Source organism: Hymenobacter lucidus, from assembly GCF_020447265.1.
In the GTDB taxonomy this organism is placed as follows: domain Bacteria; phylum Bacteroidota; class Bacteroidia; order Cytophagales; family Hymenobacteraceae; genus Hymenobacter; species Hymenobacter lucidus.
In genome coordinates, this window is record NZ_JAJADR010000001.1 from 398,873 (window position 1) to 417,864 (window position 18,992).

At 60.0% G+C, this 18,992-nt stretch carries 18 protein-coding genes and 1 tRNA gene; 10 read left to right on the forward strand and 9 right to left on the reverse strand.

Features of this window, described 5'->3' with window-relative positions; all coding sequences use genetic code 11:
* Positions 1–50 precede the first annotated feature (50 nt).
* From LGH74_RS01680 to pheS, 4 genes are all read right to left on the reverse strand, one after another.
* Complete coding sequence (locus LGH74_RS01680) at positions 51–923, reverse strand: EamA family transporter (RefSeq protein ID WP_226170918.1); 873 nt, start codon at positions 921–923, stop codon at positions 51–53.
* Between the two features lie 254 nt (positions 924–1,177).
* Positions 1,178–1,254, reverse strand: a tRNA-Asn gene (locus LGH74_RS01685).
* Positions 1,255–1,350: 96 nt separating this feature from the next.
* Entirely contained in the window at positions 1,351–1,791 is a 441-nt protein-coding gene (locus LGH74_RS01690) for a hypothetical protein (RefSeq protein WP_226170921.1), read from the reverse strand.
* 131 nt (positions 1,792–1,922) lie between these two features.
* On the reverse strand, positions 1,923–2,966 hold the full coding sequence (pheS, locus tag LGH74_RS01695; RefSeq protein ID WP_226170923.1) for a phenylalanine--tRNA ligase subunit alpha: 1,044 nt from the start codon (positions 2,964–2,966) through the stop codon (positions 1,923–1,925).
* 212 nt (positions 2,967–3,178) lie between these two features.
* On the opposite strand from pheS, the gene LGH74_RS01700 reads away from it, so the two are divergent.
* The 3 genes from LGH74_RS01700 to LGH74_RS01710 all read left to right on the forward strand — a co-directional run bounded on the left by LGH74_RS01700 (position 3,179) and on the right by LGH74_RS01710 (position 4,847).
* Positions 3,179–3,706, forward strand: a complete 528-nt coding sequence (locus tag LGH74_RS01700) for a hypothetical protein (protein WP_226170925.1) — start codon at positions 3,179–3,181, stop codon at positions 3,704–3,706.
* Between the two features lie 74 nt (positions 3,707–3,780).
* The gene (locus tag LGH74_RS01705) at positions 3,781–4,128 is read left to right on the forward strand and encodes a hypothetical protein (protein WP_226170927.1); all 348 of its coding nucleotides are present in this window, start codon (positions 3,781–3,783) and stop codon (positions 4,126–4,128) included.
* 128 nt (positions 4,129–4,256) lie between these two features.
* Positions 4,257–4,847: a hypothetical protein gene (locus LGH74_RS01710; protein WP_226170929.1), complete on the forward strand. Its 591-nt coding sequence runs from the start codon at positions 4,257–4,259 to the stop codon at positions 4,845–4,847.
* 87 nt (positions 4,848–4,934) lie between these two features.
* Here the strand turns inward: LGH74_RS01710 and LGH74_RS01715 are convergent, their stop codons facing one another.
* Both LGH74_RS01715 and LGH74_RS01720 read right to left on the reverse strand, forming a co-directional pair.
* On the reverse strand, positions 4,935–6,215 hold the full coding sequence (locus LGH74_RS01715; RefSeq protein ID WP_226170938.1) for a M16 family metallopeptidase: 1,281 nt from the start codon (positions 6,213–6,215) through the stop codon (positions 4,935–4,937).
* Positions 6,216–6,292: 77 nt separating this feature from the next.
* Entirely contained in the window at positions 6,293–8,959 is a 2,667-nt protein-coding gene (locus LGH74_RS01720) for a TonB-dependent receptor plug domain-containing protein (protein ID WP_226170941.1), read from the reverse strand.
* A gap of 135 nt (positions 8,960–9,094) precedes the next feature.
* Between LGH74_RS01720 and LGH74_RS01725 the strand changes: the two genes are divergently transcribed.
* From LGH74_RS01725 to ytxJ, 4 genes are all read left to right on the forward strand, one after another.
* Complete coding sequence (locus LGH74_RS01725) at positions 9,095–11,074, forward strand: alpha-ketoacid dehydrogenase subunit alpha/beta (RefSeq protein ID WP_226170944.1); 1,980 nt, start codon at positions 9,095–9,097, stop codon at positions 11,072–11,074.
* A 98-nt stretch (positions 11,075–11,172) separates the two neighbouring features.
* Positions 11,173–11,484, forward strand: a complete 312-nt coding sequence (locus tag LGH74_RS01730; RefSeq protein WP_226170946.1) for a hypothetical protein — start codon at positions 11,173–11,175, stop codon at positions 11,482–11,484.
* Between the two features lie 112 nt (positions 11,485–11,596).
* Positions 11,597–11,920: a hypothetical protein gene (locus tag LGH74_RS01735; RefSeq protein WP_226170948.1), complete on the forward strand. Its 324-nt coding sequence runs from the start codon at positions 11,597–11,599 to the stop codon at positions 11,918–11,920.
* Between the two features lie 4 nt (positions 11,921–11,924).
* Positions 11,925–12,269, forward strand: a complete 345-nt coding sequence (gene ytxJ / locus LGH74_RS01740; protein ID WP_226170951.1) for a bacillithiol system redox-active protein YtxJ — start codon at positions 11,925–11,927, stop codon at positions 12,267–12,269.
* A 100-nt stretch (positions 12,270–12,369) separates the two neighbouring features.
* Here ytxJ and LGH74_RS01745 read toward each other — a convergent pair whose 3' ends face one another.
* Positions 12,370–12,777, reverse strand: a complete 408-nt coding sequence (locus LGH74_RS01745; protein WP_226170954.1) for an OsmC family protein — start codon at positions 12,775–12,777, stop codon at positions 12,370–12,372.
* Positions 12,778–12,798: 21 nt separating this feature from the next.
* Between LGH74_RS01745 and LGH74_RS01750 the strand changes: the two genes are divergently transcribed.
* Both LGH74_RS01750 and lipA read left to right on the forward strand, forming a co-directional pair.
* Entirely contained in the window at positions 12,799–13,668 is an 870-nt protein-coding gene (locus LGH74_RS01750) for a hypothetical protein (protein ID WP_226170957.1), read from the forward strand.
* Between the two features lie 158 nt (positions 13,669–13,826).
* A complete protein-coding gene (lipA, locus tag LGH74_RS01755) occupies positions 13,827–14,729 on the forward strand; it encodes a lipoyl synthase (RefSeq protein ID WP_431357440.1) in 903 nt (300 codons plus the stop codon).
* A gap of 75 nt (positions 14,730–14,804) precedes the next feature.
* Here the strand turns inward: lipA and LGH74_RS01760 are convergent, their stop codons facing one another.
* Positions 14,805–15,413, reverse strand: a complete 609-nt coding sequence (locus LGH74_RS01760; protein WP_226170963.1) for a DUF4136 domain-containing protein — start codon at positions 15,411–15,413, stop codon at positions 14,805–14,807.
* Between the two features lie 209 nt (positions 15,414–15,622).
* On the opposite strand from LGH74_RS01760, the gene LGH74_RS01765 reads away from it, so the two are divergent.
* Positions 15,623–15,919 (forward strand): hypothetical protein, encoded by a 297-nt coding sequence (locus LGH74_RS01765; protein ID WP_226170965.1) that lies wholly within the window; start codon positions 15,623–15,625, stop codon positions 15,917–15,919.
* Positions 15,920–16,060: 141 nt separating this feature from the next.
* Here LGH74_RS01765 and gcvP read toward each other — a convergent pair whose 3' ends face one another.
* Positions 16,061–18,982 (reverse strand): aminomethyl-transferring glycine dehydrogenase, encoded by a 2,922-nt coding sequence (gene gcvP, locus LGH74_RS01770; protein WP_226170968.1) that lies wholly within the window; start codon positions 18,980–18,982, stop codon positions 16,061–16,063.
* Positions 18,983–18,992: the final 10 nt, after the last annotated feature.

Consider the following 18,992-nt stretch of genomic DNA (forward strand, 5'->3'; position numbering starts at 1 on the left):
GAAACCCAATCAGCCTCCGGGGAATGTTGTTTGATGGCTTAGCTGCCTGGCTATTCGCCGTGCAGCGCGGGTTGGGGCTTGGCACTGGTAAGCGTTGCCCCCGCGCTGGCCAGTACAATAAAGCTCACGGCCAGCCATTGGGCCAGCGTGAGCTGCTCGTGCAGCAACAGCCAGCCCGACACGGCCGCCGCCACAGGTTCCAGGCTCATCAAAATGCTGAAGGTGCGAGTTGGCATCGTTTTCAGGGCCTGCATTTCCAGGGAGAAAGGCAGCACGCTGGAAAACAGTGCCAGCCCCGCGCCCAGCAGCACCAAGTGGGGCGTGAGGTGCAGCAGGCTGCCGCTGGCTACCCCAAATGGCAGTACCGGCAGCGCCGCAAACAGCATGCCCACGGCCACGGCTAGCGGCCCGGGCAGTACCGCCGCCGTGCGCTGCCCCAGCACAATATAAATAGCCCAGCAGGCTCCCGCAGCCAGGGCAAAGGCCATGCCCAGCAAGTCGATGCCCTGGCCGCTCCAGGGTGTAATTAGGGCAATGCCCGCCCCGGCCAGCCCTACCCAAACCACGTCGACCCAGCGCCGAGAGCCTGCCAGGGCCAGCACCAGGGGCCCCACGAATTCCAGCGTCACGGCCAGGCCAAGAGGTATGCGGGCCAGGGCGCAGTAAAACAGGAAGTTCATAGCACCCAGGGCCAAGCCGTAGGGCACCACAGCCCGCCACTGCGCGGGCTGCAACTGCGCCAGCCGGGGGCGCACTACCAGTAGCAGCAGCAAGGCCGACAAGCCGATGCGGATACTCGTAGTACCCGCCGCTCCCAGCACTGGAAACAACCCTTTGGCAATGGCCGCACCTCCCTGCACACTAATAATGGAGAGTATCACGGCCGGCACGGGCGGCAATAGAAATCGGGAGGGCTTTGCCATTATAAAGAATAAATGAGGCTGTACAGAGTTAGCAGCCTGCTACAAGCCGGCATTCGGCTGCGTCCAGATATGAATATCCGGTAAAAGCACTTGGAAATGGCTGCCAGCTGATAAGTAGACCGTTGGAAAGTCTATTTGTGGCCACCTTGCGCAGGAGAACTGTTTGCCCGTTTGTAGCAACAGGTTGCCGCTGGATCGGCAACAAAGCAAAAGCCCGATAACAGACTGGCTTAAAGTCTATTACCGGGCTTCTATGGCGCTCCCTCCTGGGCTCGAACCAGGGACCCTCTGATTAACAGTCAGATGCTCTAACCGGCTGAGCTAAGGAAGCGGTTATGGCGACGTTTATCTGTCGTTGCGGGTGCAATATTAGTGCATGGGTTCATTTCCTGCAAGCATTGCCCCGAAAATAATCGTAATAAATTCTCTAGTTTGTGATTGTCAGGGTATTGCCCGACAAGGAAGTGGCGTAACGGCGCAGGGGTAAGTTGGCCGGCCCGCCCTGAACCTGCCCCTGGAAGTTGAACTGCGACTTGCAGCAGGGGTCATAGATCTGCACAAAGGGCGTGAATTTGACCCGGGCACAGGTATCGGCGGAGTTGTAGGTGCATGTGCGCTCGAAAGCCAGGTAGGTGCTGGCGTTCTGGCGCACCACAATTAGGCCTCGCACGCCTCCGGCATGATATACGGCTCCGTTGTCGAAGCGCAGGGCACTGTTTTGCTGGTCGGTGAGGTAGAGCACCTCGTTGAAAGAGGTGAGCGGAATCTGGGGCTGGGCCTCGGAGCCGGCACCGCAACCGGTGAGAAGTAGTTGGGCAGAAAACGCCAGTGCGGCTACGGAAGCACGGAAATGGCCGGATGAGAACATAAAGTCAGCTTATATAGATGGGAATGCCCTTGCCGGCAGCCTGAGCAAGCAACAGCCTTGGAACGTGGCCGCCAGTGCTTCCCGTTCCAAGGCTGTTTCGGCTCGTGCTACAACGACTGCCGCGCCATTACTTATTGTACGCCCTCAAACTGGCGCAAGAAGCGCAGGTCGTTTTCGGTGAACAGGCGCAAGTCCTTGATCTGGTACTTAAGCATGGTGATTCGCTCGATGCCCATACCCCAGGCGTAGCCCGAGTACCGCTCCGCATCAATGCCGGACTGCTCCAGCACATTGGGGTCAACCATGCCGCAGCCTCCTATTTCGACCCAGCCGCTTTGCTTGCAGATATTGCAGCCCGCGCCCTTGCAGATCAGGCAGGTGATGTCAATTTCGGCGCTTGGCTCAGTGAAGGGGAAGAAGGAGGGCCGGAACCGGATTTGAATATCCTGGCCGAACATTTCCTGCACGAAGTAATACACCGTCTGCTTCAGATCGGCAAAGCTCACGCCCTCGTCGATGAAAATGCCTTCGACTTGGTGAAACATCATGTGGGCACGGGCCGAAATGGCTTCGTTGCGGTATACGCGGCCGGGCATGATGCTGCGAATCGGGGGCTGCTGACTTTCCATTACGCGCACCTGTACGGTGCTGGTGTGGGTGCGCAGCAGCGCGTCGTGGGTGGGGTCGGCTGGGTTGCGGGTTATGAAGAAAGTATCCTGCATATCCCGGGCCGGGTGGTTTTCGGGGAAGTTCAGGGCCGTAAAGTTGTGCCAGTCATCCTCGATTTCCGGCCCTTCGGCTACGTTGAAGCCGATGCGGGAGAAGATGCGCACCATTTCCTCGCGCACCAGGCTCAGCGGGTGGCGCGTGCCCAGGGCGTTGGGCACCACTGGCAGGGTGTAGTCGAAAGTAGGGTCGGCAGGCGAGTTTTGGGCGGCGGCTTCCTGCTCCTGCTGGCGCTGGGCAAACCGGTCGAGGGCCAGCTGCTTAAGCTGATTGAGCTCCTGACCCACGGCCCGGCGCTGCTCCTGCGGTACGGTCTTGAGAAGGTCAAATAAATCGGCCAGCTGCCCCTTGCGCCCGGTGAAGGCAATGCGGAACTGCTCCAGCTGTTCGGGAGCGGAAAGGTCGTAAGCTTCGATTTCGGCGCGGAGGCGGTTGATTTGATCCTGCATAGTAGCGCAAAGGTACGTTTCCGCCGCATTTATTATACGTGAATCACCTACAGACGCGCTGGTGCCAACCGGCCGCCGCCAAAGTTGGCACGAATGCTGCAAAACACCTCTTATAAGCGGCACAGCAGGCTGAACGCGGGGCGCCACCCGTTCGAGTTATATGCCGAAGGCTTCGCGCCTGGTCTATTTTTCACTTCGTCTTCCTGAATTGTATGAACCGTTTCCTGTCTTCGGCTTTCTTCCTGTTTGCAATTAGTGCCGCTTCGGCCCAGGCCCAATCCCAGAACACCTCCATCGGCTCGGCTACCGACTGGTCGCAGCCCGAACTCGACCCTTGGACGATGGGCTCCCCGCTGGCGTCCGCCGAGAAAACGGCCGTTGTTACCGCCGAGCCCGATAGCTACAACACGGGCTGGAGCAGCGCCCCCGGCATTAGCCTGAGCCTGCACAACAAGCCCAGCACCGACTGGTGGGGCCGCCCCATCAAGAAGAAGGCCCAGAACAACCTGACCACGGCCCCGGTGGCCCAGGCTGCCGTGCTGGATGAAGTGAGCGAGGACCCAATGATGCACTCCTCGGGCGTGATGATTGCCCCCGGGATAAATACTGCCCCGTACCGGGGCACCAGCACTGATTACTGGGGCCGCCCTGTGCGCAAAGCCAAGCGTGAGGATGCTAAAGTAGCTGCCAAAATCGCCAAGGCTTCCTCGGTAGCTACTACGGCTACTTCGGGCGAGTAAAATAGCTTCGCCGAAATACGGAGGGTACCGTATGAAGAACCAGAGAGTGTGTTTCACCTTACTTCTGGTTTCTCATGCGGTACCCTCGACTTTTACTCTGGTTTTTGGGCCTGACACTGCTGTGGCCACTGGCAACGGCTCAGGCCCAGACCAAGCGCGCCAGCGGCTACCATAGGTCGGCGGCGCCGGCCCGCTCCCGGGCGGTGGCCCGCACTACAGCATCGCGCCGCTACTCCGATGAGGACCGGCAACGGCTGGCCCCGGGCATGCGCATCAATATGCCCACGCCGCCCAGCACCGATTACATGGGTCGCCCGATTAAGAAAAAGGTAGCTAAGCCAGCTTCCACCAACTCTACCATGTCGGCGGCCAAAGAGGCGCCGGCCCCTGCTGCTCCGGCTGCAACCCGTAAGCGGCGGTGAGAAAAATATTGCATCTGGTCCAATTGTTAAGGCCAGAGTAGATATTTTTGTGTCTTCAGGCACAAATCCTGCTTTTTCAGCGTAGTAGGGGAAGACTTCCTTTTGCTACTCATACTTTTTTCCTCGCTATGCTACGTCCCGTTTTTTCGTGCCTTTTGTTGGTTGCCGTGTTGAGCACCTCGAACGCACTAGCCCAGCAAAGCCGCTCAAAATCGGCTAAGAAGCCGGCCGCTGCGGCCCCGGCCGTTGAGCCACAACCCGAGCCCGTAGCCGCGCCGGCTGCTGAACCCGCCGCCACTGGTTTTGCTGCCCCGACCGCTGCTGCCGATGTTGCTCCGCAGTCCAACGGCTTTGCTATTGCGCCCGGCTTCACGGCGGCTCCATCGCACCGCGTCCGGATGGACTACCGGGGCCGGCCCTTGGCTCCCTACGTTAAGCGCAACGTGAGCGTGAACACCAATACTGCTCCGGCCCCGATGGTGGAAGCTACGGCTCCCGCTCCCGCAGCGCCTGCCGTAACAACTACTGAAGTAGCGGCTCCCGTAGCAGCTCCGGCCAGCAAGTCGGCCTCGGCTTCGGCTTCCAAAAAGGTAAGCGCCGCGGGTGCTGCAGCAGCCACTGCTGCTCCAGCTCCGGCCGCCAAGAAAGCCACACCCGCCAAAAAGGCTCCGGCCAAGAAAGCCGACGACGGCTGGGGTTCTTCCGGCAGCGGCTGGTAGGCTTCCCGGGAACCCAACGGCTATAACTCCAAAACAAAGGCCCCTCCGAATTTCGGAGGGGCCTTTGTTTTGGACTGATGCTGCCAGCTATTCCGTGGCGGCAGCGGCTACGGTTTCCGAAGCAGCAACCTCGGGCTGAGCGCGGTAATAGAGTGTGCTGGCATTTTCGGGGCGCAAAATGTCCTGGGCCATAGCCAGTACACCTTCGGCCGTTACGGCCTGCACTTTGGTACTTTCCTGATTTACAAGGTTGGCGTCGCCCATGAGCTTGGAGTAGGCCAGACTCATGGCACGGTTCAGCAGCTCGATTTCCTCGAAGACGATGCTGGTTTCGGCCTGGTTTTTTACCTTTTCCAGCTCCTCAGCTGGTACCAGATCCTGCCGCAATTGGGCCACTACTGCTTCCACGGCCGCATCGGCGGCTTCCAGCGTAACGCCGGCATTGAGGCGGCCACTGATAACGAGCAGGCCGGGCTCCAAGGAGCCGGTGCAGGAAGCAGAAATGGAGTTGAACAGCGGCTGGTCCTTTACCAGGCCCTGGTACAGGCGCGACGACTTGCCCCGGCCCAGCACGTCGCTGAGCAGGTCGGCGGTGTGGTAGCCGGCCTCGGCACGGCCGGGCATGTGGTACACGCGGTAGTAGGCATTGGCCGGCACGTCGGCCGTTACGTCGAGGTGGCGGGCGGCGGTTTGGCGGGGCTCGGCGGGCAACTGCCGCTCGTAGGGGGTGCCACCCGGAATGGGCTCAAACCACTTTTCGGCCAAGCGGCGAGCATCGGCCACCGTTACGGCCCCGGCTACTACCAGAATGGCGTTGGCGGGGGCGTAGTGCTTGGCAAAAAAGGCCCGCACGTCGTCCATTACGGCGTTTTCGATGTGGCTTACTTCCTTGCCGATGGTGGGCCACTGGTAGGGATGTGTCTGGTAGGCCAGGGGGCGCAGCTTCAGCCACACGTCGCCGTAGGGCTGGTTGAGGTAGTTCTGCTTGAACTCCTCGACTACTACTTTACGCTGCACTTCGAGGCCATTCTCGGAGAAAGCCAAGCCCAGCATCCGGTCCGATTCGAGCCAGAAGCCGGTTTCGATGTTAGCCGCTGGCAGCGTGAGATAGTAATTGGTGATGTCGGGGGAGGTAAAGGCATTGTTTTCGCCGCCCACGTACTGCAGCGGCTCGTCATAGCTCGGAATATTCACCGAGCCCGAGAACATGAGGTGTTCAAAGAGGTGGGCAAAGCCGGTGTGCTCCACGTCTTCGTCGCGCGAGCCCACGTTGTAAAGCACGTTGAGCACGGCAATGGGCGTGGTATGGTCTTCGTGCACGATGCAGCGCAGACCGTTGGCAAGGGTAAATTCTTCGAAGTGAATCATAGGGCAAGATAGTAGGAAGCCGGAAGAGTAGTAACTCTCAACCGGCGGCGCAGGTTCGGGGTTGAGACCGGCCGGGGTTAAAATTGCCCCCGTACACCCAGCTGCCACACGCGGGCCACGGGGTACACGGTAGCATCCTGGCCGGCGTAATAGGGGGCCGCGCCGCCGCTGCTCACGTTGGGGTCGAAGCCGCGGTAGGGGCCGGTAACGAACAGGTTCTGGCCGCCCACCCACACACTAGCCTGACGCTTGCCCGTATTCACAACTTCAAAGCTGAGCGTGAGTTGGGAAAGGCGCAGATGGCTGCCGCTTTCCAGCTCGGCACGGCTGGTCGTGTCGTACGGGCCCCGGTTGGTGCCGGCGCTGGGCACCAGGGTGTTCTGGTTGGTGGGCGTCCAGTAGCTCAAGGCGCGTGTGGTGCTGTTGCGGGTGGCAGCCGGGGAATCGAGCATCAGCAGGGGCGAGTTCAGGAGCTGGTAGCCAAACAGGCCATCGAATTGCGCTACCAGTTGCAGGCGCTTGAAACGCAGCTGTTGGGTGAGGTTGAGTGAGTAGCGCGGCAGGCCCTGGCCGTCGTAATAGTTATCCAGATAGGTGATTTGGCCATCGTGGTTCACGTCGCGGAAGCGGCGCTGGCCGGCGCTGGGCGTGCCCGCCGGGTAGGTGCCGTTCTGGTCGGCCACGTAGAAGCGGCCCATGGGCTGGCCCTCTTGCAGGTTGCCCGGAATACGGCCGCTGAATGGCCGGCTTACATCAATGGTTTCGACGATGGTATGCGTGGAGGCGGCGGCCAGCTGGGTGTTGCCCGTCAGCGGGCCGGCCTGCCAGCGGCTGCTGGCCGTCAGCTCCAGGCCCCGGTTGCGCAGCGTAATATCGGGGGAAGCGTAGAGGGTGCCATAGCCGGTATTGGTGGTGACGGTGAAGGGAAAAACCGCCTGGGCGTGGGCCGTGCGCCGCTGGTAGGCGGCCACTTCGAGGGTAAGGCGGCCGTGGAGCAGCCCCGCCCGCAGGCCGGCATCGTGGTGAGTAGTGCGGTCGGGGGTGAAAAAGGAGCTGGTTTTGCCCGAGCCAACCCACAGCGTAAGATCGGTCAGGCTTTCGGCGGCGGCCAGAAAATTCTCCTTGTGCAGGTGCCAGCTCAGCTCGGCCCCCGGCAGCCACACCTTTTTATCATCGGCCGCTTTGCCGGAGGCAAACTCCGTGCGCATGGAGGCCTGCACCTCGTAGCGGCCAGCAAACGTGTAGCCCACCACCGCCGACGGGCTATGGATAGCCAGCCGCTTTTCTTCCAGCCGGAAGTAGTAGTTGCGCATGCGGCTGTACTCACGGTGGTTCAGCTCCTTCTGGTCTTGCTGGCGCAGGTAGTTGAGGGCCACCCCGACGGCGTGCCGGGCCCCGAAGGTGTGCTGATAGCGCAGGGCGGCATCTACCACCCAGTTGCGGGTAGTGGTGGTGGAAGTGGCGCTTTCGACCAGGTGTTGCCCGGTCGTGTTGTAATCTTTGGGGGCATAGGTTAGCGCCTCTCCCTCCAGCTGCTCGCGGCTGCCGCGCGCACTCAGGCTCAGGTCGTTGCTGAACTGGTAGGTGGCGCTGAGCTGGGTAAGCCGCCGCCGCGTGCGGGCCGTGCCCGAATTCTCGTCTAAGTTGCGGCGCGGTGTGGGTTGGTACTGGAGATTATAAGGGTCGCGGGCGGGCAGGGCCGGAATGCCGAACAGAAAGCCCTGCACCAGGCTGCCGGCGTCAAATTCGGCTCCGGCGTGGTGCTGGTCGGCCTGGCTGGCACTGGCCCGCAGGCCCACGCTGAGCTTGCGGGTAAGCTGCTGGTCGAGGTTGAGGCGCAGGCTATAGCGGCGCAGGCCTGACTTCACGATGACGCCCGCCTGGTCGAGGTAGTCGGCGGCGACGTAGTAGCGCGTCTTGTTGACCAGGCCGTCCAGGCTCAGGTTGTGGCTTTGGATACCGGCTGGCCGAAACAGCTCGTCCTGCCAGTCGATGGTGCCCAGATTTCCGAGGTCGGCGGCCGAATAAGGCGCGGCCCGGCCCGCCGAAGTGGAAACGTAGTTGACCAGATCGGCATACTGACGGGCGCTGAGCAAATCGTAGCGCTGGCGCACCTGCTGCACGCCGCCCCAGCCGCTGTAGCGCACCCGCACACAAGGCTGATCTTCAAAGTGCAGGTCGTTGGCGGTCTTGGTGGTAATGAGGATAACGCCGTTGGAGCCCTGCATGCCGTAGCGGGCTGTGGCGGCAGCTCCGCGCAGCACCGTTATCTGGGCTACATCCTCCATGGGCATATCCAGCAGCGGGTTGGCGTTGGGCGTGTGCGGGGTGGGCGTGTTCAGGCTCCAGGTCGCGGTAGGCGAGTTGACCGTAAAAAAGCTTTCCATCCCCGACCATTTTTCCGGCGTCGCGTCGGTATTGTACACCGGCACACCATCTACCACGTACAGCGGCTGGCTGTTGCCGGTCAGGTTGGTGGCCCCCCGGATGCGCACCGTGGCCCAGGCCCCCGGTGCCCCGGAAAAGGGCGTGACCTGCACCCCGGCCACCCGGCTCAGTAGGGGTTGGATGGTGGTAAAGGCGGGTAAACTTGTCCGCTCCCAGATAACGGGGTCGAGAATAAGGCCTGGACGAGCAGCTGGCAGGCTGTCGGGCGCAGTGGTGGTTTGGTCGGTTTGCTGGACTTGGGCCTGAGCGGCGGAAGAGGTCAGCAGGAAAATGCTGAGCGGTAAAAATCGGGTCATATATAGGATAGGGAGGGAAAACGGGCCCCGAAGATAGATGCCGCCGGCCGTCGGATTTCACATTCGCAGATCAACAATCTTCCTTTCGCCCAAACCTGTACTTTTGCCCCGCTTACCACCCACCCTTCCTCCCGTATGAACTTCGACCGGAAAGATTACTCCAACGACGTACTGCTTCACCTCTATCAGGGCCTGCTCAAGCCGCGCATGATTGAGGAAAAAATGCTCATTCTGCTGCGGCAGGGCAAAGTCAGCAAGTGGTTTTCGGGCATCGGGCAGGAAGCCATTTCGGTGGGCAGCACCCTGGCCCTCAACCCCGACGAGTACATTCTGCCCCTGCACCGCAACCTGGGCGTATTCACGGGCCGCAATATCCCCCTCGACCGTCTCTTTGCGCAGTGGCAGGGCAAAACCACCGGCTACACCAAGGGCCGCGACCGGAGCTTCCACTTCGGCACCAACGAGCACCACATCGTGGGCATGATTTCGCACCTGGGCCCGCAGCTGGCCGTGGCCGGCGGCATTGCCCTGGCTGATGTGCTGGACGACAAGCCCGCCGTAACCGTAACCTACAGCGGCGACGGCGGCGCCTCAGAGGGCGACTTCCACGAGGCCCTGAACGTGGCCGCCGTGTGGCAGCTGCCGGTTATCTTCATCATCGAGAACAACGGCTATGGCTTGAGCACGCCTTCGCGGGAGCAGTTTCGCTTCAACTACTTTATCGACAAAGGCCCAGCCTATGGCATGGAGGCGGTGCAGGTAGACGGCAACAACGTGCTGGAAGTATACGACACGGTGAAGCGCCTGGCCGAGGATATGCGCCAAAACCCGCGCCCCGTGCTGCTGGAGGCCCTTACCTTCCGGATGCGCGGCCACGAAGAAGCCTCGGGTACCAAGTACGTGCCCCAGGAGCTGTTTGAGGAATGGGCCCAGAAAGACCCGGTGGAGAACTACGAGAAATGGCTGCTGGCCGAGGGCATTCTGGACGAGGAAGCCCGCATGCGCTTCCGCGAAACCATCAAGCGCGAAATTGAGGAAGGCCTGCGCGTGGCCGATGCCGTGCCCATGCCCACGGCCAACCTGGAAGAGGAAGTAGCCGATATGTACCGCCCCTTCGAGGCCCCGGTGCAGGACCCGCCCGCCGACAGCCCGAGCACCGATAAGCGCTACGTCGATGCCATCAGCGACGCACTGCGCCAGAGTATGGAGCGCTACCCCGAGCTGGTGCTCATGGGCCAGGACATTGCCGACTACGGCGGAGTTTTTAAGGTGACGGAGGGCTTCGTGGGGCAGTTTGGCAAAGGTCGGGTGCGCAACACGCCGCTCTGCGAATCAGCCATTGTGGGTGCGGGGCTGGGGCTGAGCATCAAGAAGAAAAAAGCCATGGTAGAAATGCAGTTCGCCGATTTCGTGACCTGCGGCTTCAACCAGATTGTGAATAACCTGGCCAAAACCCACTACCGCTGGGGCCAGAATGCCGACGTGGTGGTGCGCATGCCCACCGGCGCGGGCTCGGCGGCCGGCCCGTTTCACAGCCAAAGTAACGAGGCCTGGTTTACCCACACGCCGGGCCTGAAAGTGGTGTTTCCGAGCAACCCGCACGATGCCAAAGGCCTGCTCAACGCGGCCATCGAAGATCCCAACCCGGTTATCTACTTCGAGCACAAGATGCTCTACCGCAGCATCAGCGGGCCGGTGCCCGATGCCTACTACACCACGCCCATTGGCAAGGCGGCCCTGGCCCGCGAAGGCGCGGAGCTGAGCATCATCACCTACGGCATGGGCGTGCACTGGGCCACTCAGCTGGCCGACGAGCTGAGCCTGGACTGCGACATTCTGGATTTGCGCACTTTGCTGCCCTGGGATGAGGAAGCGGTGCGGACTACGGTGCTCAAGACTGGCCGCATCATTCTTTTCCACGAAGACACGCTCACGGGCGGCATCGGGGGCGAAATTGCGGCCTGGATTGCCGAGCATTGCTTCGAGCACCTCGACGGGCCCGTGCAGCGCGTAGCCTCCCTGGATACGGCTATTCCCTTCGCCCCGTCGCTGGAAAAACAGTTTCTGCCGGTGCAGCGCCTGCGCGAGCGGGTCGAGAAGCTGCTGGCCTACTAATCTTTCATCCCGGATTTCGCGCCTGAAACCAGCGGAGTCCGGGATGCTATTTATCTTGCAGGCTGATTGATACGCCTCGGCCTGACTCCTGCTGCCTTATGACTGTTTTTACCTTGCGTAGTCTGCGCCGAGTGCTGGGGCTGGTACTCATGTGCTTCCTGATGTCGGTATCCTGCCATCCGTACCGGATTCCGAACCCGAAAGGACCGCCGCAGCCCAAAGTACACAAGGCCAAAACTGCCGATACCGAAGCGGCCGACGGCCGCAGTACCGACGTGACTACCGAGGCTAAGCCCATCAAGAACAGCTACGACAAAAACGGTATTCTCAAAAAGCCCAAGTACAACAGCCGGCGGCTGAAGAAAAAAGTGGGTCAGCGCAAATTCCTGGGCATCACCCTGCCATTTTAACTTTTCTAAGCAGCAGAGTCCGCGCCTTTTGCGTATAGAATAGTCCGCTTGGTTTTAAACCTGCCGGCATTATTCTGGTCTGCTGTAGCACGTATTCTTTTCCCCGATTCTTATGCGTAAAGTCTGGATACTGGCCGGGTTGCTACTTGGTATGAGTACGGCGGCTCTGGCCCAAACCGAGTACATGGCTCCGGGCATCCGCCGGGCCGAAAACCGCCGTGCCCTGCGCGACGCCCGCAAGTTCAAGGCTGAGTATAAGGACTCGCACCTGGCCGTGAGCAAAGAGGCGCTACAGGCTGGCGGTACCGGCCGGCCGCAGCAACCTAAAGATGGCCGCGAGAGTTATAAGTTTGATAACGCCGGCTCACCCCGGGTTCGCGAACCGGCCCACGTAGGGCTGGGGCTGCGCAAGAAAAAGAAAGCGACGAAAGAATAATCCTATGAGTACTCCCTGGCAACCCCTCACCGAATCTGAGCAGCTCACTGACATCGTGCGCGAGTCGCACGAGCACCCGGTGCTTATCTTCAAGCACAGCACGAGCTGCTCCATTAGCGCCGCCGCCAAAAGCAAGCTGGAGCGCCAATGGCCCGAAGCCAACCTGGCCGATACCAAAATCTATTACCTCGACCTGCTGCGCTTCCGGCCCATCTCGGCCGAAATAGCCACCAAGTTCGGCATCCGCCACGAGTCACCGCAACTGCTCCTGATTCAGGATGGCGAGTGCAGTTTCGACGCCTCCCACATGGGTATCCGCCTCAGCGACGTGCAGGCAAAAGTGCAATAGCGAAATTGCGAAGTGGTGAAATTGTGAATTCAATGTTTCGCTGGCACAGCTTGCGCAAATCGGATACCAACCTCACAATTTCACCACTTCACAATCTCACTTATTCGCCGTAGGCGAACTGAACCTCCTGCCGGATTTCCGGGTTCAGACTTAGAGCTACCGGGCAGGTGCGGGCGGCGTTTTCGAGCAGCGTCCGGTCTTTTGCCGACAGTGCCGCCGGGAGCCGGAAGTTTACGTCAATCTGAATGATGCGCCGGGGTTCCGCGGCCATATGTTTGGTTACCTCGAAGCTCACGCCAGTCAGGTCGAGCTGGTGCCGTTCGGCCACGATGCCCATAATGGTCATCATGCAGGTGCCCAAGGCCGCACATACCAGGTCGGTGGGGGAAAAAGACTCTCCCCGGCCGTGGTTATCGACGGGCGCGTCGGTGAAGATAGTGGTGCCAGAAGCAGTGTGAACGGATTCAGTGCGTAGATTACCGGAATATTGGGCGGTAGCGGTGCTCATAGTCAGAAAGTTGGCAAGACAATGCTCACAAATTTACGTACTTTAGACGGTATGGCCCCGCAGCGGGCCTTTTCGCGGTTTATTCCCACCTCCTTAGCTCCTCCGGCCCCCGTGCGCAACTTCTACACTTTCGGTTTTTGTCTGCTGGCCCTGCTCGGAGCAACATCCCGGGTGCAGGCCCAAAGCTCCGACGAGCCTTCTTATCAGAAGGAATTCACCTACGGTATCAACTTCAACACCCGCGGTGGCCTTATTGGGGGCGTCGCGGTGCGCTCCACCCGGGTGCTGGACGAGAAATGGTCCCGCTTCTGGGGAGTAGAGGGCGTAGAGGTGAAGCATCCTAAGGAGCAGCGCGCCTTGAACGGTAACACGGGCGGCTCGTTTGTGTACGGCAAGTCGAACTACCTCTTCGTTATCCGGCCTTCCTACGGGATGCAGCGGGTGGTATTCCGTAAAGCACCCGAATCGGGGGTGCAGGTGAATGCCCTCTTAGGCGCAGGTCCCTCCATCGGCCTGCTGATGCCTTACTACATCTATTACGATTACACAGTGCGCGAAAACCGCCCTGGAGCCCCGGTGCAGGAAGATATTCGCAGTGAGCAATACGATCCGGAAGTTAACTCCATCCGGGACCGTATCCTGGACCGGGCCCCGCTTTTCTCGGGAGCCAGTGACACCAAAGTCAAATTTGGGGCACATATCCGGGGGGCGCTCAGCTTCGAGTATGGCCGCTACCGGGATGCCGTGGCTGGTATCGAAACCGGTTTCCTGTTCGAGCTCTATCCTAAGGAGCTAACTATTCTGCGGGCTCAGAATATCAACGACGGCACGCTAAACACCAACTTCTACCCGTCGGTATATCTGACGCTCTATATCGGCCACCGCAGCTAACCGGCGCGGCTCCGTATTTTTTCGGACTAAAAAGGACTTTTCGGGCGCTCGGGTGTTTATAACCTGACGACCGAGAAGTCCTTCGTTTTTTAGCCATCTGCTTTAGGTGGTACTCATAACTGACAACTGACTGCTACCTTTGTAGTATGGATGACCTGCTGCTGACGTTACCTATCATTCAAGCCCAACCGGCCGCTCCGGCTGTGCCCGCCAAGCCCCGCAAGCCCGACTGGCTGCGTGTGAAGCTGCCGGTAGGCCCCGAATATGCTAAAGTCCGCCGCTTGGTGGATGAGCATAAGCTGCACACCATCTGTGAGAGCGGCAACTGCCCCAATATGGGCGAGTGCTGGGGCGCCGGCACTGCCACGTTCATGATTCTGGGCAACATTTGCACGCGCTCCTGCTCGTTTTGCGCCGTGGCCACGGGCCGCCCCAACGAGTATGATACCGACGAACCCCGCCGCGTGGCCGAAGCCATTCAGCTGATGGGTGTGAAGCACGCCGTAATTACCAGCGTAAACCGCGACGAGCTGAAGGACCGGGGCGCCAGCATCTGGTACGAAACGGTGGTCGGCATTAAGCAGTTGAGCCCCATTACTACCATCGAAACCCTGATTCCGGACGTGAAAGCCAACTGGGCCGCGCTGGATACCATGATTGCCGGCGGCCAGGAAGTGGTGTCGCACAACATGGAAACCGTAGGCAGCCTTTACCGCCTCGTGCGGCCCCAGGCCAAGTACGACCGGAGCCTGGAGCAGATCCGGCGTACCAAGGAAGCAGGGAAGCGTACCAAGTCGGGCATCATGCTGGGCTTGGGCGAAACCAAAGAGGAAATGTATCAGGCTATGGACGACTTGGCAGCCAACGGCCTTGACATTCTGACTTTGGGCCAGTATCTGCAGCCTACCAAGCGCCATATCGAGGTAGCCGAATTCATTCACCCCGACCTGTTTGCGCACTACCGTGAGGAAGGCTTGCGCCGGGGCCTGAAGTACGTCGAATCGGGTCCATTGGTGCGCAGCAGCTACCACGCCGAGCGCCACGTGAACGTGCCAATTTAAGCTGTCCGATTTCACATAAAAAAAGCGCGACTCCCTGCAAAGGGAGCCGCGCTTTTTGGTAAATGGGCGGTGCGACTAGCGGGCAGCCTGACCGTTGCGGCTGTCGGTGGGCGGATAACTGCCCAGCACGCTGCCTACAATGCGGTATACTTCAGGCTCCGAAATGGTCTGGTTTTCGACCTGGGCCTCGCCCATGCCGCGCCACGCCAGCTCTTTGCGCTTGGCATCCACGAAGTCGATGATGACGGTGCCTTCTTTGTACTGCGACACCGTGTTCATGCCCCGGCCGTAGCCGTAGCCATATCCGTAGTAGCCGTAGCCGAAGGGCGAATAGGGGCTGCTGTTGATGCGCTGCTTGTCTTCTACTTTAGCGCTGTAAGCCACGTACACGTCCGGGTTGGATTCTACCTGGGTCAGGCCCTTACGGGTCATTTCGGTTTCCACGGCCGTGCGCATGCGCTTGTCGAGGAAGGATTCGTAGCCCCGGGCCGGGCCGTCCTGCGTGTCGGGGCGCTGCTGCGGATACCAGGCCCAAGTTTTGTAAGCGCGGAAATTAACGGAGTGGTCGAAGTCGGATGTGACGCCGACGTGCGAGGTAGCGCAGCTGGTAGCGCCCAGCAGCAAAGAAACGCCCACGGCAGCCATAGCCACCGGACGAATGAGGAAGCGGGATATGCGGTTCATAGTCGGTTGAATCAGATAGGTGAGAAAGGCTCCGGGCAGCGGTAAAAGATACAGAAAAACGTTGCTTTTCGGGGCTGCTGATTTAACGTTGCCAGCCCTGCCAACGTTCCCAAATAGTAGGATAGCAGCCTGTTCCGGAAAGAAAATTTTATTGGAAAATTCCTTTTAACCTTGAAATAGCCCTACCTTAACCATCCTAACGACACCTTATGAACAAACGTATACTTCACGTCTTGGTACTCGGCGCACTGACCTCCTGTAGTGCGGCCAGCGAGTCTTCTTCCTCTTCCCGCGCCAACCGCGCTCCGGTGGCCTACAATACCGTCGTAGAATGCACGCTCTATGATGGCATGAACAAAGAATCGGCCCAGCTCACGGTCGTTTCCTCCGGCATGGAAGTGCAGGTAATGGACACCGTCGACGCGTACTTTGTGAAAGCCAAGGTTACCAAGGATGGCAAGCCGCTAACTGGCTACATGTACCGCACCTGCTTTCCACAGCGCTAGGCTGTTAGAGCTCAGAGTAAAAACTTAGAAGCGTGGCTGCCGTCTGGCAGTTTTGGCAAGAAAAACACAAAAGGCCGATTCATTGCGAATCGGCCTTTTGTGTTTTTAAGCGCGGGGGTTCTAGACGCTCACTTCTCAGGTCTAATACGACGGACCTTTGTCAGTTTCCACCAGCTTCTCCTCAGCGTCGGCATACTCTTCCAACGGAGTGCAGGAGCAGATCAGGTTCCGGTCGCCGTAGGCCGAGTCGATGCGGCTAACGGTGGGCCAGAACTTGGCGGCGCGCACGTATTCCAGCGGGTACACGGCCTGCTCACGGGTGTAGGGGCGCGTCCACTCGTGGGTAAGCACTGTGGCAGCCGTGTGAGGTGCGTGCTTCAGCACATTGTCCTTGGCATCGGCCTTTCCCGATTCCACGTCGGCAATTTCCTTCCGGATCGAAATCATGGCGTCGCAGAAGCGGTCCAGTTCCTCCTTGCTTTCCGACTCGGTCGGCTCAATCATCAGCGTGCCGGCCACGGGGAAAGATACCGTAGGAGCGTGGAAACCGTAGTCCATCAGGCGCTTGGCAATGTCCTCTACCTCAATGCCGGCCTTTTTGAAGTGGCGGCATTCCAGAATCATTTCGTGGGCACAGCGGCCGTTGGCGCCGGTATAGAGCACGGGGTAGTGCTCTTCGAGGCGGGCCTTGATGTAGTTGGCGTTCAGAATAGCCGTTTCGGTGGCTGCTTTCAGGCCTTCGCCACCCATCATCGAAATGTAGGCGTACGAAATGGGCAGAATGCTGGCCGAGCCCCAGGGCGCCGACGAAACGGCGCCGGTAGCTTTTTCATGGCCCACTTCCACCACCGCGTGGCTGGGCAGGTAGGGCGCCAAATCAGCCACTACGCCGATGGGCCCCACGCCGGGTCCGCCGCCGCCGTGCGGGATGCAGAATGTTTTGTGCAGGTTCAGGTGGCACACGTCGGCGCCGATGGTAGCGGGCGAAGTCAGGCCCACTTGGGCATTCATGTTGGCACCGTCCATGTACACGCGGCCGCCGTACTGGTGAATAGTGGCGCAGATGTCGATGATGGTTTCCTCGTACACGCCGTGGGTGCTGGGGTAGGTTACCATCAGGCACGAGAGGTTGTCGGCGTGCTGGGCGGCTTTGGCCTTGAGGTCTTCCACGTCGATGTTGCCGTCCTCAGTGCTTTTCACTACTACCACCTGCATGCCGGCCATAACGGCCGAGGCGGGGTTGGTGCCGTGGGCCGAGGCCGGAATCAGAGCAATGTTGCGGTGGCCCTGGCCGTTGCCTTCGTGGTAAGCCCGGATGACGAGCAGACCGGCGTACTCACCCTGGGCACCTGAGTTGGGCTGCAGGCTGACGGCGGCAAAGCGCGTGACTTCGCAGAGCCAGGCTTCCAGGTCTTCGAAAATCTGCTGGTAGCCCTGGGCCTGCTCCCGGGGAGCAAAAGGGTGGAGGCCACCGATTTCGGGCCAGGTCACCGGAATCATTTCGGCGGTGGCATTGAGCTTCATCGTGCACGAGCCCAGCGGAATCATGGAGTGAGCCAAGCTCAAATCCTTGTTTTCCAGCTGCTTCATGTAGCGCAGCATCTCGTGCTCGGAGTGGTGCGTGTTGAAGATGGGGTGCGTCAGATACTCCGAGGTGCGCACCAGATTCTTGGGCCAGGTCAGCTCTACTTCCTCCGGAATTTCCACGGCCTCCGTAGCCGGCTTGCCCAGCACTTTGGCAAACACGGCCACGATGAAGGCTACATCAGCTGCTTCGGTGTTCTGGTGCAGCGAAATGCCCACGCTCGACTCGCCGAAGTAGCGGAAGTTGATGCCAGCGGCTTCGGCTTCACGCTTCACGGCCTGCTTCAGCTCGGCGCTTTCCAGCTGGATGTTGAGCGTGTCGAAGTAGAACTCATTGGCCTGCTCCAGGCCCAGGGCCTTCAGCTCCTTTTCCAGCAGCTGGGTCAGGGCATGGATGTTGGACGCAAACTGGCGGATGCGCTGCGGACCGTGGTAGACGGCGTACATACCAGCCAGCACGCTCAAGAGCACCTGGGCGGTGCAGATGTTGGAGGTAGCTTTTTCGCGGCGGATGTGCTGCTCACGGGTTTGCAGGGCCATGCGGTATGCCTTGTTGCCGGCCGCGTCGATGCTCTGGCCGATGATACGACCGGGAATGACGCGCTTAAAGGCGTCTTTGGTAGCCAAGAAGCCGGCATGAGGGCCGCCATAGCCCATCGGCACGCCAAAGCGCTGGGAGTTGCCCACACAGGCGTCGGCGCCCAGCTCACCGGGAGGCGTGAGCAGCGTGAGGGCCATCAAATCGGCGGCTACGGTTACGAAAACGCCGTGGTCGTGGGCCTTGCTGATGAAGTCTTTGTAGTCGAAAATCTGGCCGTCGGCGGCGGGGTACTGTAGCAAAGCGCCAAACAGCGAGTCGTCGTTCAGGTTTACCGTGCGGTGGTCACCTACTACCAGCTCGATGCCGAGCGGTGTGGCGCGGGTACGCACTAGGTCGATGGTCTGGGGCAAAACCAGGTCGGAGACGAAGTAGCGGGTGGCGCTTTTCTTCTTAGTCTGGCTGTGGAACATGTGCATCGTCTCGGCGGCCGCGGTGCCTTCGTCGAGCAGGGAGGCATTGGCAATTTCGAGGCCGGTGAGGTCAATTACCATCGTCTGGTAATTGATGAGGGCTTCGAGGCGGCCCTGGGCAATTTCGGCCTGGTAGGGCGTATAGGCCGTGTACCAGCCCGGATTCTCCAGGATGTTGCGCTGAATTACGCCCGGCAGCTGGGTGTCGTGGTAGCCTAGGCCGATGTAGTTTTTGAACAGCTTGTTCTTGCCGGCAATGCCTTTGAATTTCGCCAAAAAAGCCCGCTCCGTGAGGGCAGCGGGCAGGTTCAACTCGCGCTTGAGCCGGATGGCGGCGGGCACTGTTTCGTCGATGAGCTGCTCGACCGAGTCTACCCCGATGGTGCGGAGCATTGCGGCCACGGCTTCGGTATCCGGACCGTTGTGACGGTCGATAAATACGTCGGCGGGCTTGGTTTTCAGAATCATAAAGGGAATG